At 68.3% G+C, this 14122-nt stretch carries 14 protein-coding genes; 5 read left to right on the top strand and 9 right to left on the bottom strand.

Annotated features, from left to right (window positions below):
- Positions 1-71: 71 nt before the first annotated feature.
- Complete coding sequence (locus OHB26_RS31260) at positions 72-1622, top strand: FAD-dependent oxidoreductase (RefSeq protein ID WP_330180845.1); 1551 nt, start codon at positions 72-74, stop codon at positions 1620-1622.
- A gap of 169 nt (positions 1623-1791) precedes the next feature.
- Here OHB26_RS31260 and OHB26_RS31255 read toward each other — a convergent pair whose 3' ends face one another.
- Positions 1792-2181 (bottom strand): winged helix-turn-helix transcriptional regulator, encoded by a 390-nt coding sequence (locus OHB26_RS31255; protein WP_330180844.1) that lies wholly within the window; start codon positions 2179-2181, stop codon positions 1792-1794.
- A gap of 142 nt (positions 2182-2323) precedes the next feature.
- Here OHB26_RS31255 and OHB26_RS31250 point away from each other — a divergent pair, with 142 nt between their 5' ends.
- A complete protein-coding gene (locus OHB26_RS31250; protein ID WP_330180843.1) occupies positions 2324-3229 on the top strand; it encodes an NAD(P)-dependent oxidoreductase in 906 nt (301 codons plus the stop codon).
- Positions 3230-3296: 67 nt separating this feature from the next.
- Here the strand turns inward: OHB26_RS31250 and OHB26_RS31245 are convergent, their stop codons facing one another.
- The 7 genes from OHB26_RS31245 to OHB26_RS31215 all read right to left on the bottom strand — a co-directional run bounded on the left by OHB26_RS31245 (position 3297) and on the right by OHB26_RS31215 (position 11224).
- Positions 3297-4520, bottom strand: a complete 1224-nt coding sequence (locus tag OHB26_RS31245; protein ID WP_330180842.1) for a hypothetical protein — start codon at positions 4518-4520, stop codon at positions 3297-3299.
- Positions 4517-4741, bottom strand: a complete 225-nt coding sequence (locus OHB26_RS31240) for a hypothetical protein (RefSeq protein WP_330180841.1) — start codon at positions 4739-4741, stop codon at positions 4517-4519. The genes OHB26_RS31245 and OHB26_RS31240 overlap by 4 nt, the downstream gene beginning before the upstream one ends.
- A gap of 83 nt (positions 4742-4824) precedes the next feature.
- On the bottom strand, positions 4825-7191 hold the full coding sequence (locus OHB26_RS31235) for a GMC family oxidoreductase N-terminal domain-containing protein (RefSeq protein ID WP_330180840.1): 2367 nt from the start codon (positions 7189-7191) through the stop codon (positions 4825-4827).
- A 14-nt stretch (positions 7192-7205) separates the two neighbouring features.
- Entirely contained in the window at positions 7206-8219 is a 1014-nt protein-coding gene (locus OHB26_RS31230; protein ID WP_330180839.1) for a hypothetical protein, read from the bottom strand.
- 10 nt (positions 8220-8229) lie between these two features.
- Positions 8230-9711 carry an aldehyde dehydrogenase family protein gene (locus OHB26_RS31225; RefSeq protein WP_330180838.1) on the bottom strand — a complete coding sequence of 494 codons (1482 nt, stop codon included), beginning with the start codon at positions 9709-9711 and terminating at the stop codon, positions 8230-8232.
- Between the two features lie 119 nt (positions 9712-9830).
- Positions 9831-10550 carry a FadR/GntR family transcriptional regulator gene (locus tag OHB26_RS31220; RefSeq protein WP_330180837.1) on the bottom strand — a complete coding sequence of 240 codons (720 nt, stop codon included), beginning with the start codon at positions 10548-10550 and terminating at the stop codon, positions 9831-9833.
- A 50-nt stretch (positions 10551-10600) separates the two neighbouring features.
- On the bottom strand, positions 10601-11224 hold the full coding sequence (locus OHB26_RS31215) for a winged helix-turn-helix transcriptional regulator (protein ID WP_330180836.1): 624 nt from the start codon (positions 11222-11224) through the stop codon (positions 10601-10603).
- Between the two features lie 88 nt (positions 11225-11312).
- Between OHB26_RS31215 and OHB26_RS31210 the strand changes: the two genes are divergently transcribed.
- Both OHB26_RS31210 and OHB26_RS31205 read left to right on the top strand, forming a co-directional pair.
- Positions 11313-11666, top strand: a complete 354-nt coding sequence (locus OHB26_RS31210; RefSeq protein WP_330180835.1) for a hypothetical protein — start codon at positions 11313-11315, stop codon at positions 11664-11666.
- Positions 11667-11767: 101 nt separating this feature from the next.
- Entirely contained in the window at positions 11768-12898 is a 1131-nt protein-coding gene (locus OHB26_RS31205; RefSeq protein WP_330180834.1) for a glycosyltransferase, read from the top strand.
- Here the strand turns inward: OHB26_RS31205 and OHB26_RS31200 are convergent, their stop codons facing one another.
- Entirely contained in the window at positions 12899-13438 is a 540-nt protein-coding gene (locus tag OHB26_RS31200; RefSeq protein WP_330180833.1) for a hypothetical protein, read from the bottom strand. It lies immediately after the preceding gene.
- 145 nt (positions 13439-13583) lie between these two features.
- Between OHB26_RS31200 and OHB26_RS31195 the strand changes: the two genes are divergently transcribed.
- On the top strand, positions 13584-14093 hold the full coding sequence (locus OHB26_RS31195; protein WP_330180832.1) for a hypothetical protein: 510 nt from the start codon (positions 13584-13586) through the stop codon (positions 14091-14093).
- Positions 14094-14122: the final 29 nt, after the last annotated feature.

Below are 14122 nucleotides of genomic sequence, written 5' to 3'. Positions count from 1 at the left end.
CCCGACCGGGCGCAAGTGGCACGCAAGCCAGCGCAAGTGCGGGGCAATCGGGTCCGAGCACAGTGCTTCTCATGAACGAGACACACGATGTGGTGGTAGTGGGAGCCGGACCGGTCGGGCTCATGCTGGCGTGCGAGCTGCGCCTGGCCGGGGTGGACGTACTGGTGCTCGAACGCCTCGAGGAAATGGATCTCACGATCAAGGCCGGTGCCATCAATGTGCCGACCGCGCAGGCGTTGTACCGGCGCGGGCTCCTGCCCGAGCTGCTGGAACAACATGAGGCGTCGTTCGCGCGGTTCGCGGCCTTCCAGCAGAGCCTCGGGGCCGAGACTGCACCGGCGGGCTCGGCGAACACACCACCGCCGGGCTTCAAGATGGTGCCCGGGCATTTCGCGGGCATCCAACTCAACGGTGCCGCAGTCGATCTCAACGATCCCGCCTTCGGCGATACGGGCCCCGCGGCGGCGGCCTGGTTCGTCTCACAGCAAGGCGTGGAATCCATCCTGGCGCGACGCGCCACGGAAATGGGTGTGGAGATCCGCCGCGGCGTCGAGGTCACCGGATTCGACGACGACGGTATCGGCGTCACCCTGAACTGTGTCGACCGCACCGTACGCGCTGGTTGGCTGGTCGGCTGCGACGGCGGTCGCAGCATCATCCGCAAAGTCGCGGACTTCGACTTTCCGGGCCTGGATCCGGAGATCACCGGCAGGCAGGCACTGGTCGAGATGACCGGCGCGGAAAATATCGCCCCCGGCTGGCACGACACCCCGAACGGCATCTACGTCTACGGCCCCGTACCCGGCAGGTTCCTCACCGTCGAACTCGACGGCCCGCCCGCCGACCGCACCACACCCGTCACAGCCGAGGAGCTGGAGCAGAGTTTCCGCACCGTCACGGGCGCGGACGTGCGTATCAGCAAAGTACTTTCGGCGACCCGCTTCACCGACAACACCCGTCAGGTCACCGAGTATCGCAAGGGACGCGTGCTGCTGGCGGGCGACGCCGCACACGTGCACTCCCCCTTCGGCGGGCAGGGCCTGAACCTCGGAGTCGGTGACGCGGTCAACCTCGGCTGGAAGCTCGCCGCCGTCGTACGTGGCTGGGCCACAACGGATCTGCTCGATACCTACACCGCCGAACGCCATCCGATCGGCGCCTGGGTGCTGGACTGGACCCGCGCGCAGGTAGCTGTCATGCGCACCGATCCGCGCAGCCGGGCCCTGCGCGCGGTCATGACCGAGCTTCTGGCCACCCGCGATGGCGCCACCGACATCTTCAAGAAGATCTCCGGCGTACTGCACCGCTACGACCTGGGCGACACCCACCCGCTCGTCGGCGCGGTAGTGCCGGACCTCGAACTCGCCGACGGCTCTCGCATCGGTGCGCATTTCGCCACCGGCCGAGGCGTCCTGCTGGACCTCACCGACTCCCCCGCCGTACGGTCAGCAGCCGCGGCGTGGCCGGAGCGGCTCCAGATGGTCACCGCCAAACCGGTTCAGCCCCAATCAGTTTCGGCCATGTTGGTGCGCCCGGACGGCATCGTGGCCTGGGTGGCGGACTCCGACGACACCGCCGGCCTGGCGGATGCCCTCATGCGCTGGTTCGGCCCCGCCCGGTAGCGACCGAGGTAGCCCGCTCAGCGGCGTGGCCGGCAGCCGTCGAATCCAGCCGCCGGCCAACAGGATCAACGGGACCGCACGCGGCGCGCTACTCGGGCGTTGGTGACCGCCAAGTCCCGTAGATCTCGGTCACGCCCCGGAGCGCATGGTGGCGGGGCGGGGTCTCGCGTTATGCCTCTGCCAGTGCCCGATGATCCTCATGGCGGTCGGTGGTGTGGACTCGGGCGGCACCGATCCGGGTGATGCGGCGCGAGCCCCAGGCGCCCAGCGGTGCCAGCGCCGCGTTGAGGGCCGCGCCCTCCTCGGTGAGCGAGTAATCCACGCGGGGCGGGATTTCGGGGTAGAGCTCGCGATGGATGATGCCGTCCTCGGCCAGCTCGCGCAGTTGCTGGCCGAGCATCTTCTCCGAGACACCGGGCAGGGCCTTGCGGAGTTCGCCGAAGCGGCGGATGCCGTGCTCGTGCAACTCCCACAGAATCAGCGATTTCCACTTGCCGCCGACCACATCCATGGCGGCGTCGATCCCGCAGAAGTATGGCCCGGATCTCTTCTCGCCCATGCCCCGTCCTCGCTACCTCGATGCACACCTTTCGGTGCGTCCCGGAGAAAATAGTGCGTACTTGTCGCCCAACGCTACTGCGAGCAATCTCGATTCCGGCGCGCGCCGATCACATCGGATGAGAATCGAAGGAGTACCCGTAATGAGTCACACGCAGACCCCGGTGATCGTGCTCGGACTCGGCGCGATGGGCCGGGCGCTGGCGGCGGCGTTCGTGAAAGCCGGTGTGCCGACCACGGTGTGGAATCGGTCCGCGGGCAAGGATATCGATCTGGTGGCGGCCGGTGCGGTGCGCGCGGCGTCGGTGGCCGAGGCGATCGGCGGCGACGGACTGGTGATCAGCGTGCTGCTCGATCACGCCTCGGTGCACGAACAGCTCGATCCGGTCGCCGGGCGGTTGGCCGGGCGGCGGTGGCTGAATCTGACCAGTACCGCACCCGAGGAGTCGCGGGAACTGGCGGTCTGGGCGCGCGAGCACGACATCGAATTCCTGGACGGCGGCATCATGGCCGTTCCGCCCATGATCGGCGAGGACGGCTCCGCGATCTTCTACAGCGGATCGCGATCGCTGTTCGACACCCATCGCGGTGTGCTCGAACTGCTCGGCTCGGCAGAGTATTTCGGTGCCGACGCCGGTGCGGCCGCGCTCAATGATTTCGCGCTGCTGTCGAGCATGTACCAGATGTTCGTCGGGTTCTTCCACGGTGCGGCCATGGCCGGTACCGGCGGGATGAGCGCCACGGCCTTCGCGCAGCGGGCGGTGCCGTTCCTCTCGGCCATGGTGCAGGGGCTGCCCGCGTACGGGCAGGTCATCGATTCGGGCGAATATGCCGCCCAGATCCAGCATTTGGCATTCCAGCAGGCCGCACTCGATGCCATCGTCCGGGCCAGCCGAGATGCCGGAATCGCCACCGACACCCTGGAACCGATCGCCGCGCTGGTGGGTCGCCAGGTCGAGGCGGGACACGGCGGGTTGGCGTTCGCCCGCTTCATCGAGGAATTGCGTCGAGCGCCGGTGGTTGCCACCGAACCCGAAGTTCGCCACTGAGCACTGCGGATGCGGACCGTGACCGGGCCCCGCCACATTTCGTGGCGGGGCCCGGTCATCTCCGGTCTCAGTGCGCGATACGCAAGGTGGCAGCCAGTGCCGAAAGCTGTTCGTCCAGACCGAGTTCGGTGATGCGTTCTTCCAATCTCCGCCGGTCCGGCTCGGCCAGGGCGGACCACACCTCGCCGATCCGTGATTGCGCGTCGGGTTCGGCCACCGCGAGCACCCGCAACAGCGGCGGCCACAGGTGCGCGTCGTCGAGCATCTCCGGTAGCCGTGCCAATACCGCGGAATCGAAGTGCGAGATATTGCCGCCGATGCGACGCGCGACAGGGGATTCGGTGCGCTCGGCCAGTTCCAGCAGCCCACGCCAGATCGCGGCATCGGCGCTGCCGTTGCCCGCGGCGGTGAGGGCGTCGATGGATTCCGGTTCGGTGACAACCGGATTGACCGCCAGCTGATCGAGTGCCGAGGGGCTCAACTGCCCGACGAAGCGCAGCGTCTCCGCGAGCACCCCGGCGGTGATGAAGGCTCGGACAAGTTCTCCGATGTCCTGGCTCGATCCCTCCTCGAAGAGGATGTCGCCGACGCCGACGATCACATCGGCGTCGCAGCGGGCGAAGACCGAGACCGCGGCCAGCTTGAGCTCGTCCGATCCCTCGAAGATCGTGCGCGCCAATCGGGGAACCCGCTGCTGCGCACCGTGCAGCAGATGCCGCACCACCGCGCTGATACTCGTGCCCGAGTACGCGTACGCGGCAGACCGGATCAGCCCCTCGTCATCGTGGGTGCCCTTCTCCACCGCCTCGATCAATGCCGGTGTGGCGTAGGCCAGGAACGGTCCGGCGGTCACGTAGTCGCGCCGGCGCAGCATCTCGTTCACGATGGCGACCACCGGTTCGGGCGGTGCCACATCGGCGAGCTGGCCCACCGCGTGCGGATCCATATACGGTGCGCCGTCGGCCGCGTACGCGGGCTCGAGCATGCCCACCGCCTCGGCCGCCTTGCGCGGATGATCCACGCCGATGGCCCCGGCCGCGCGCCCGGCGATGAGCGGGGGCACCATGCGCTGCACAAGCGGCAGCGAGATGCTCAGGGGAATGATCGGCACCAGCATGCTCAGCCGCGCGAAGGTCTGATTGTGCTGGGCGAATATGACTTTGGCCATGGCCTCCTGCATATCGTGCAGGTGCTGCGGGCCGAGTTTCTCCAGGTGAGCCAGGCGTTCGACGGGGACGTGCAGGGTACGCGAGAGCAGGGTGATCTGTGCCCTGGTGACCAGATCGCTCATCCCAGTTTGTTTCCGAACATGATCTTCTTGGCCGCCGTGCGCAGCGGCCACGGTAGCGCGCCGACGGTTTTGTCGACCGCGGCCACCATCTCCTGCGTTTCGGTGCGCTGCGCCTGCCGGAAAATCTCCAGCAGGTCGGCGGTTTCGGCCTCGGAGAGCAGTTCGAGCGCGGCCAATGGCCCACCCAGCTCCCGCTCCAGTTGGGTTTTGGCGTCCACCATGATTCCCCTTGTCCCCGAATGACCCGGATCACTGTCCGGTTTCGTCACCAAGGTCTACCAAGATCGCCGCCCGCGCGCCAGACCTAACGCAGCTCGGCGGCGATCGCATCGGCGGCGCGCAAGGCCATGGCCATAATCGTGACCTGCGGATTCACCCCCAGCGAGGTCGGGACCACCGATCCGTCGGCGATGTAGAGGCCGGTGGTACCGAAGACCCGGTTCTCGAAATCGACCACCGCCGTGCGCGCGTCCCCGCCCATGCGCGCGGTGCCCAGCGGATGCGGGCCCATCATGCGGAATTGCCTTGGGGTGAGCCGGGTTTCGGCGACCGCGCGGGCCTGCTCCAGGGTGCGGATGGGTGGCATCCCGGCGATGGGCAGGGCGACCGCCTCCGCGCCGCCGTGCAGGAACAGCTCCGCCAGGCCCGCGCACGCGTGCTGCAGCGCGGCCTGTACGCGCGGAGTCACGGTGTAGCGCAGCAGGGTTCGCCCGCCCGGACCGTGCTGAACGCTGCCGGCGCCGGTATCGCGGACCATGGCCCCGAACTGCTCGGTATACGGCCAGCGGTTCATCCATTCGGTGAGCCGGGCGCCGTGGAACGGCAGCACCCCGGCCGCGAATTGCGGTGGGATGGAGACACCTTCGAAGGTGCACAGCGGATCACCCAGCCCGGTGACGTGGTAGCCCTGCGGGATGCCCGACCAGGGTGTGCCCGGGGTCGGCATCATGGCGACCGCGCCGAGGGAGGGATGCACCGACAGATTGCGCCCCAGCGCGGGCAGATCGATGCCATTGCGGCGCAACAGCAGTGGTGTCATGAGGGTGCCGGTGGCGATCACGACCGCGCGGGAACGGATTTCCAGGGTGCGGGGTGCGCCGTGCGTGTCCTGGCCCTCGGCGAGCACTCCGACGGCCCGGCGATCGTTCAGCAGGATGCGGGTGACGGTGAGGTTGGTGTACAGCTGCGCACCGGCTTCGAGTGCCCTGGGCACCCAGCTGACATTGCTGCTGCGCTTGGCGTCGGTGGGACAGCCGTAGACGCACTGGCCCCGGCCGTCACACCCCACGGCATTGCGCGGCAGCGGGCCGTGCGTCGCACCGAGGGCATCCGCGCCCTTGCCGATAATGTCCGCGATCCGGCCCAGATAGCGTGGATCGGCATGGGCGATACCGAGTTCGGTCGCCACCTCATCGAGGTAGCCGCGGAAGGTCTCGGGGCTGAAGTCGAGTGGGAAGCCCGCCTCGAGCCATTCGCCGAGCACCGCGTCGGGGGTGCGGAAGGCGGTTCCGGAGTTGATGGCGGTGGTACCGCCGACCATGCGCCCGGTGCTAACACCCAGGATCGAATTGCCGACGGCCAGGTTGTAGCCGCCGTCGCGCCAATACCTTTGGGTGCGGTCGTGCAGTTCGCCGCGGAATTGTGCGCGGCTCGCGTACTCGCCCTCCTCGACCATGACCACCCCGAGTCCCTGCTCGGTGAGCCGAGCCGCCACCGCCGCGCCACCCGCGCCGGTACCGACCACCACCACATCGCATTCGACGAGATCCTGGCGCGGAGGGTCGTCGGGGACGGTCATATTCGCCAGCCAGCCGGGTTGACGCTCGAGCACGGGCTCCTGATAGCGGGGTGCGCCGATGGCATCGAGATAGCGGCGATCGCTGAAATGCGCTATCCGCACCGGTGTTTCGACCGCCGCGACCGCATGCTGGAGGGCCTGGTGTTTGCGAGCGTCCTCGATGAACCGTCGTCGATCCGCCTCCGAGAGCGCGGTCAGCCCGTGTCGATACCTGGCGCGGGCCGCGCTATCCAGGCTCCGCAGGGCAATGCGCAGGCCCGACCGCATAATCGGGGTCATATTGCCGACGAGTTCGTCGATGCGGTCGATGGTGCCCGCGTCCACCGCGGGTACCGCCCCGCCCGGTGCGATGAGCGCCTCGGCCACCGCCCGCAGGGTCGCGCGCTGGGCCGTGCTGAACGCTCCGGCGGGATCGCTCCCATCCGGTAGATCCGCGCGCAGCGACGTCCACGGCTGGAACGAGCGCAGGAAACTCGGATAGTCGTTGGCGAAGAACTGCATTCGTCCCGTCGCGATCTCCCGGTCCTCGCACCACAGTGTGGTGTCCAGGGTGGTCAGACTCGCATGCGCGCGCCGCAGCCAGCGCACATCCTTATGCCCGCTGAGCCGCCACGCGCGACCCTCACCATCGCGGAAGTCCAGGTCGTAGCTCATGCGCCGCTTTGTCACCGGCAGCGCCACCAGCGTGCCCAGCACCGCCGCGCCGTCCACCCACGGCAGTGCGCGAATCGTTCCGGTCAGCCGGGAGCGGCCATTGGTGACGAAGCCGCGCGCCCGCCCGGATTCGCAGCGCAGATCCATCGCGACGTGATGGGCGCGCCCGTCAGCGTCGTACAGTTCGCCGCGCATGGTTTCGAAGAAGGTCAAAGGCATGGTGAGGATTCCGCTCAGACGATGGGTTGCACGGCCGGAACCGGCTGCGGCACCAGAAATTCCAGTGCGCCGCCGAGTGGGCTGCGCAGTGCGAAGGCATTGCCGTTGACCGGGGCGACATGCACCGATACCGCCGCGGTCTTGGAGTTGAGGCAGTAGCTGGTGGCGCGGGCCGGATTCCGGTAGGCCAGGCACACCATGCGCGCGGGATCGGCGCGCATGCGCAGTTCGGCGCTGCCGTCGCGACCGCGCATGCGCAGGGTCCACTCGGGGAAGTCCAGGTGCGGTCGCTGCCGCCACAGGTCGGCGATCCGGTCGAAGCGGTACTCCTGATCGCCGCGCCGGATCACCAGCATGGACAGCAGCGGTGAGACCTTGGCGCCGAGCCGGGTGCGACCGGACGCGCCTTCCAGCACCGCGAACGGGGTGTCGGTGCCCGTCTCGGTGAAAATGCTGTGCCCCCAGGCGTATTCGGGACTGTGCTCCGCGCCCCAGTTATGGCCCTGCATACCATTCCAGCCGTGGAGATCCCAGCGTTCGCCATCCCAATCGAGATGCCCGGTGACGGTCGTGACCGGGAAGGGGGTCACCAGCTTGTTCTTGGGAAATCCGGTGCGCAGCAGCAGATCCGAGGGCAGTAGCGACAGCGGTTCACCCAGGACCGGAACCTTGGTGAATTCCAGATCCCAGGAGATGGCCGAGGTGTCGTCCTTCAGGGTGCCCTGCGAATCCCCGCCCCGGCCGGTCAACCGCATGCGCAGTGGGCCGACGGCAATGTCCTGGCCGAGCGCGTTCTGTTCGAAACATGCTGCGGGCAGGTCGATATCGGTGCACCAGGCGTGGGTGCTGTCGCCGTCGAAGACACCGCACCAGGCCTGTGCGAGTGCGGTGCCGTCCCTACCGGTGAGAATCGTGGCCTTGATCCACACCGCGCGTGCTGCATGCGGGTCATTGGCCCTGATGAACCAGGATTCGACGTGATCCCCGCCGGGCCGCAGCCTCGGCGCGTTCTGTTCGGTGGCAATCATGGTGTGTCCCTCAGAGTTTCGGTGAGCGGCTGAGCATGCCCAGCAGTGCTCGACCGGCGCGGGCGTAACCGCTCAGGCGATCACTGCGGTGCGGTGCGACGAAGGTTTCCCCGAGCGCGCGCATGGCATCCTCCAACTCCGCGCCGTACGGGTACCACCAGGGCCGCTTGGGGCCGAAGGCCGGACCGCGCGGTGACTCCACGATCTGCACCCAGGCGGCGTCCAGCAGTGCGTCCACGCCGTGCGAGCGGCCGAATCCGGAGCGCCCGACACCACCCCACGGCAGCTCGGGGGTCGAATACATGGTGGCGGCGACATCATTGATCGCCACCGATCCGGCGTGCAGGCGCCGGGCCAGGGCCCGCGCGCGAGCGGTATCGGCGGAGAAGACGCTGGCGGTCAAACCGTATTCGGTGTCATTGTGCAGATCGATCGCCTGCTCATCGGTGTCGAAGGCGACGACCGCGACCACCGGGCCGAAGGTCTCCTCCCGCCAGGCGTCGGAGTCGGTGACCGGCCGATGCCCGGGTGCGGCGGTGATGAGGGTGGGTGTGTAGCGGCGCTCGGGCAGCGGTTCGCCGCCGCTGACCTGCAAACCGAGCCCGCGGGCCGATTCGACATGTCGCTGCCAAATATCCTGTTGCCGTTGGTCTATGGCGGGTGCGAGGTCGCGGCGGGTGTCGATCCGGCGCAGTTTGTCCTCGAGCCGCACCACGAACGCGTCGTGCAGGTCGCGGTGCACCAGCACCCGCTCGATCGAGCAGCATGCCTGTCCGCCGTTGAAAGTCGCGCCCCAGGCCACCGCGGAGGTGGTGAACTCCAGGTCCGCGTCATCGAGCACGACCGCGGCGTCGACACCGCCCAACTCCAGGCCCACCGGGATGGGGAACTGTGCGGCGGCGGCCATGACCTTGCGGCCCGTGCTCACCGAACCGGTGAAGAGCACCTTGTCCGGACCGGCGGCCACCAGCTCCGCGCCCACTGCACCGTCACCGACCGCGAGTTGCAGCACACCCGGGGGCAGCTCGCAGCGCCCGATAAGTTCGATCAGGACCGTGGCGACCTCGGGGGTGAGTTCGGAGGGTTTGAGAATCACCGCGTTCCCGGCGATGAGCGCGGGCAGGACCTGGCTGAACGGGATGAGGAACGGCAGATTCCACGGCGCGATGGCGACCACCACACCGTAGGGATGATGGACGCGCAGCGCGGTGCGATGCGGGGAACTGGGCGAGGTGATCCTGGTGGACCCGAGCGTCTCGGCGGCATGTTCGAGGTGGTGGCGGGTGAGTGCGATCGCCGGAACCGCCTCGTGCGCGATGGCCTCGGCCCGGGGCTTGCCGTTCTCGCCGGTGATCGCGTCGGCGATCCGGTCGAGGTTGTCCAGCAGGATGCGGGGCAGCTCGGCCAGCGCCCGCACCCGCCCGTGGACCCCGAGCGCATCCCATTCGGGCTGCACCTTCCGAGCCTGTTCGATCAGCGCGCCCGCCGTCATACCCATCCCGCCTGTTCGGAGATCGTCGATCTTGGCCAGGTGGCCAAGTGGTCAGACCACTATATCGATGCGGCAGGATTAGGCAATAGGTGCTTGGGGTCAGCTCGATCCGGCCGGGATCACCCGGCCTGTACGCGCCCGAGGACCGTATCGAATTCCTTTGCGGCCAAGGACAACAGCGACTCCGCCGCAGCGCGCGCCGCCGCACCGTCGCCCGCGACAACCGCGTCCGCGACCGCCCGATACCGCTCGACCTGCCCCACCTCGGCGGCCATCAACCCCGCCAATGCCGCCAGCGCGGGCTCGTACACCGCCCGCAGATCGTTGTAGAGCAGCCGGAAGACGATCGAGTCCGCGCCATCGACCAGGTGATCCCAGAACGCCATGGCGATCACCTGCTGTGCGATCGGATCCCGCTCCCCCGCAAGCTTTTCCAGCGACCGGGCGAGTTCCCCGGCCAGTCGCGCCCCGGCTCGTTCGGCGGCGAGCCCGGCGACCTCCCGCCCCAGCACCAGCCGGGTCTCGAGAATCGACCGGATCACCGCCGGATCGATCTCCCCCTGGCGCACCAGCAGCCGCGGCAGCATATCCATCCCCGCGTGCCGCCGGAAATCGCGCACCGTGGTCGACCCGCCCTGCCGGACCTCGACCAGACCCGTATGTGCCAGGCGCTGCAAAGCCTCCCGCACCGTGGGCCTCGAAACTCCGAGCGCCTCGGCGAGCGCCCGCTCGGCGGGCAGGGCCGCCCCGGGTGCCAATTCCCCGTCCAGCACCTCATCCACGAGCTGCTCGAATACGGTATCGGGCACCGTCCGCCGATCGATCCGCCTGATTGCCATGCCCCGAACGCTAGGTGCGCCTGGTGAAGAGGTCAAGCGGCCAGACCAGTTCACCGGTCGAAGAGCAGCCGGTCCAGGGCCTTGCGATCACCCACGAAGCTCACAGTGCCGTCCGCGAGCGCGGAGTCGAGTGCGCCGGGATCGGCGAGCAGTCCGCCGAGCGTCTTGGGATCGGTACGCAGTGAGATATCGGCGGTGGCCGGTTCACCGCTGCGCACCTCGACCTTCCCGGAGTTCGTCGAGACCGTCCAGATCGAGCCGTCGAGTTCCAGGCGGCACACGATCGGCGGCGCGGCCGGATCACGCGGCGCGCCGCGCAGGAAGATCAGCACCGAGGTCGCGCTGAGGGCGGCGGGCTCGGGCGGGCTCGGGGCCTCGATTCCCCAGTCGCCCAATGCCAGCACGATCGGCTCGAGCTTGCGACCCCATTCGGTGAGCTCGTAGACCTGCGCGTTCGCCACCTTGCCGCGACGGATCACCCCGTGCTGTTCGAGTTCTCGCAGTCGATCCGCGAGCAGGTTCGAGCTCGCGTGCGGCAGGGCGTGCCGCAACTCCGAGAAGCGTCGAGGCAGGAACAGCAGTTCGCGTACGACCAGTAGCGCCCAGCGCTCCCCGACCACGTCGAGAGCGCGAGCGATCCCGCATGAGTCCCGGTAACTGCGGCTGGTCGGCACGGCCTCCACCTCTCCTTCGTTCTGACCGATCCTAACCCACCACTGAAAGTGGTTGTTTTTAACAACTCAATGCGGTTACTGTTTTGATATGAGCACTTCTCTTGCGGCACAGACCGTCTCCTCCGAACAGCGCGAGCACGCGACGATCGTGGATCCGGACGCACACACGATCCTTTTCGAGAATGAGCACGTGCGGGTGATCCAATCGCGCGCCTCACATGGCTGGGCGAGTGCGATGCATTCGCATCGTCCGATGGTCGTGGTCAACCTCGGCACCGGGCGGCAGAAGGTGACCTTCGCCGACGGCACGACCGCGATCGTGGATCTGAATCCCGGCGCGGTGGTCTGGCAGGAGCACTCCTTCGAGCACTCCTGGGAATTGCTGGCGGGCGAGGTGAATGTGGTTCTCGTCGAGGTCAAGTCGGCCGACGCGGGCGCATAAACCGCCGGGAAAGCGGGATTCGCGGGGTCTTCGGCTGGAGTTCACGCGGCGTTGGTCGTGGGGGTGCCGCCGGTAACCCGGTGCCCTGCACGATCAGCGAGGTGCGCATCGTGCAGCTGGCGAACTTCTATGGTCCGCGGTCGGGCGGGTTACGCACCGCACTGCACCATCTGGGTGCCGGATATGTGGCGGCGGGGCATGAAGTAGTGCTGATCGTGCCCGGTCCGCGACGGGCCGAGGAGTTGCTGCCGTCGGGGGTTTGGCGAATCACCGTGCCCGCGCCCGCGATTCCGTGGACGGGCGGATATCGCGCCGCACATCCGCGACGGGTGGCCGATGTGCTGGCCGGGTTGCGGCCCGATGTGCTCGAGGTGTCGGATCGGTTGACACTGCGGGGATTCGGGAACTGGGCGCGTCGCCGGGACATCGCCGGGGTGATGATCTCCCATGAGCGGCTGGACCGGCTGATCGGACAGGTGCTGCCCGGCCCCGCCGCCCGGCGCGCCGCCGACATGGCCAATCGCCGGACCGCGCAGAACTACGACATCGTGGTCTGCACAACGCAATTCGCGCGCGAGGAGTTCGAGCGCATCGATGTGCCGAATGTGGAGCTGGTACCGCTCGGGGTCGATCTGGATATGTTCAGCCCGTCCCGGTGCGATCTGCGGTTGCGCACCGATCTCGGCGCGGCCGATTACCCGCTGCTGGTGCACTGTGGTCGACTGTCGGTGGAGAAGCGGGTGGATCGCAGTATCGAAGCGGTCGGCCGCCTGCGCCGCGAGGGTATCGACGCGCGGCTCATAGTCGCCGGTGACGGCCCGCGCCGTGAGGCATTGGAGCGCCGCGCCCGCATGCTGCCGCCGTTGCGAGACGGTCTCTCGGCGGTGCATTTCACCGGATTCATCAATGACAGAACCGAATTGGCGACCCTGCTCGCCACGGCCGACGTCTCGCTGGCTCCCGGTCCGCACGAAACCTTCGGCCTCGCCGCGCTGGAGGCCCTCGCCGCTGGTACCCCGGTGGTGGCCAGCCGCTCCTCGGCGCTGGCCGATATCGTCACCGCCGATTGCGGTGCGGTGGCGGCCGACCACCCGACCGCCTTCGCGCACGCCGTCACCGATGTGCTCTCACGCCCGCTGGTGCAACGGCGTCAGGCCGCGCGCACCAGGGCCGAGCAATTCACCTGGCCCGCAGCGGTTTCCGGAATGCTCGGCCTGCTCGGCTCGGCCTGATCAATCCCGGGCCGGATCCGGCTGCCACGGAATGTACGGGCGCGCTTCGGATTCGGCGGCGACGCGGGCGGAGTTCAGCTGGAACGGGGTGATCCCACCGGGCTGCCACGGGCCGACCGACCCCGCGGCGACGGCGGCCCCGGCCTTGGGCGCCAGGCCGATCTCATCGCGCACCACGCGGATCGGCCGATCGGCCACGCTGAACCGGTCCAGATCGAGGAAGTCGTGACTGCCCCGGGTGAGCGCGCCACGGCGCAGCGCATCACCGAGACGACCCGCCATGCCCGAGGAACGCAGGTGCCCTTCGTTCGCCTCGAACAGTCCCGCTCCGGCGCGCAGGTATCCGGTCTCGAAGAGTGAGATCACCATGGCGAGCAGGCTGAACGCGCGCGGATCGTCATTGGCGCGCGCCATGAACGCGAAGACCTCGATCTCGTTCTCGAGGGTGGTGCCGTAGCCCGCGAGCACATGCACCCAATCGTGCTGTGCCAGTATCGGCGGCGCGGAGCCCGGCAGGCCCGGGGTTCGGTCATCGGGCAACCTTCCACGATCGGATCGGACCCTGATCATTGTCGTCATGAAACCGTCCGGCTGCGTGTTCGTTTCACTTCAGGCGTACGAGTGGCCGGGCCCCGCCGCGATGCCTAGAATTCATGGTTCGAACCGAGGTAAGGGGGCGCCCCCCATGACTTCCGTACCCTCCCATCCCGCCGTCGCCGCGGCCACCGCCCGGCTCGCGGCGCTCGACCAGCAATTCCAGCCGGTGGCACTCATCGAGCACGGCGACGGCGCGGCCGCGGTGCTGTTGGAGAGCCGCGACTTCCGCGTCATCGTCATAGTCGAACAACGCGACGACGAATGGATCACCCCGGCCATGGTCTCGGGCACCCCGCGCCCGGTCTCGCGCTCACGCCCCGCCCGCACCCTCGACCATCGTCCGCTGTTGCGGATGAGCCGCACCCGTGTCGCACATCCGGCCACCGATGGCAAACCCGCCGAAACCAGTTGGTCCGCGGTGCTGGGCACCGCCGCCGCCGATGCCACCACCCTGACCGTCATCTCCACCATCGACAGCTACACCGCGCCCATCGCCCCCAACGGTCTGGCCTTCGCCCTGGTCCGCACCCGCACGGGCGAGCATCCGCTGATCCATGTCCACACTCGCGACGGGCGCATAGTTCCCGTCGCCACCTGATCAGGTATCGGAGCCCGCACCGGATACGG

Source organism: Nocardia sp. NBC_01503 (assembly GCF_036327755.1).
In the GTDB taxonomy this organism is placed as follows: Bacteria; Actinomycetota; Actinomycetes; order Mycobacteriales; family Mycobacteriaceae; genus Nocardia.
Note: the sequence above shows the minus strand (reverse complement) of the source record. Positions and strands in the feature narration are given on the sequence as shown.

What these genes read in the sequence shown, in the direction of transcription:
- OHB26_RS31260 (WP_330180845.1), top strand. Translation starts at nt 72, where the DNA reads ATGAACGAGACACACGATGTGGTGGTAGTGGGAGCCGGACCGGTCGGG.
- OHB26_RS31255 (WP_330180844.1), bottom strand. Translation starts at nt 2,181, where the DNA reads ATGGGCGAGAAGAGATCCGGGCCATACTTCTGCGGGATCGACGCCGCC.
- OHB26_RS31250 (WP_330180843.1), top strand. Translation starts at nt 2,324, where the DNA reads ATGAGTCACACGCAGACCCCGGTGATCGTGCTCGGACTCGGCGCGATG.
- OHB26_RS31245 (WP_330180842.1), bottom strand. Translation starts at nt 4,520, where the DNA reads ATGAGCGATCTGGTCACCAGGGCACAGATCACCCTGCTCTCGCGTACC.
- OHB26_RS31240 (WP_330180841.1), bottom strand. Translation starts at nt 4,741, where the DNA reads ATGGTGGACGCCAAAACCCAACTGGAGCGGGAGCTGGGTGGGCCATTG.
- OHB26_RS31235 (WP_330180840.1), bottom strand. Translation starts at nt 7,191, where the DNA reads ATGCCTTTGACCTTCTTCGAAACCATGCGCGGCGAACTGTACGACGCT.
- OHB26_RS31230 (WP_330180839.1), bottom strand. Translation starts at nt 8,219, where the DNA reads ATGATTGCCACCGAACAGAACGCGCCGAGGCTGCGGCCCGGCGGGGAT.
- OHB26_RS31225 (WP_330180838.1), bottom strand. Translation starts at nt 9,711, where the DNA reads ATGACGGCGGGCGCGCTGATCGAACAGGCTCGGAAGGTGCAGCCCGAA.
- OHB26_RS31220 (WP_330180837.1), bottom strand. Translation starts at nt 10,550, where the DNA reads ATGGCAATCAGGCGGATCGATCGGCGGACGGTGCCCGATACCGTATTC.
- OHB26_RS31210 (WP_330180835.1), top strand. Translation starts at nt 11,313, where the DNA reads ATGAGCACTTCTCTTGCGGCACAGACCGTCTCCTCCGAACAGCGCGAG.
- OHB26_RS31195 (WP_330180832.1), top strand. Translation starts at nt 13,584, where the DNA reads ATGACTTCCGTACCCTCCCATCCCGCCGTCGCCGCGGCCACCGCCCGG.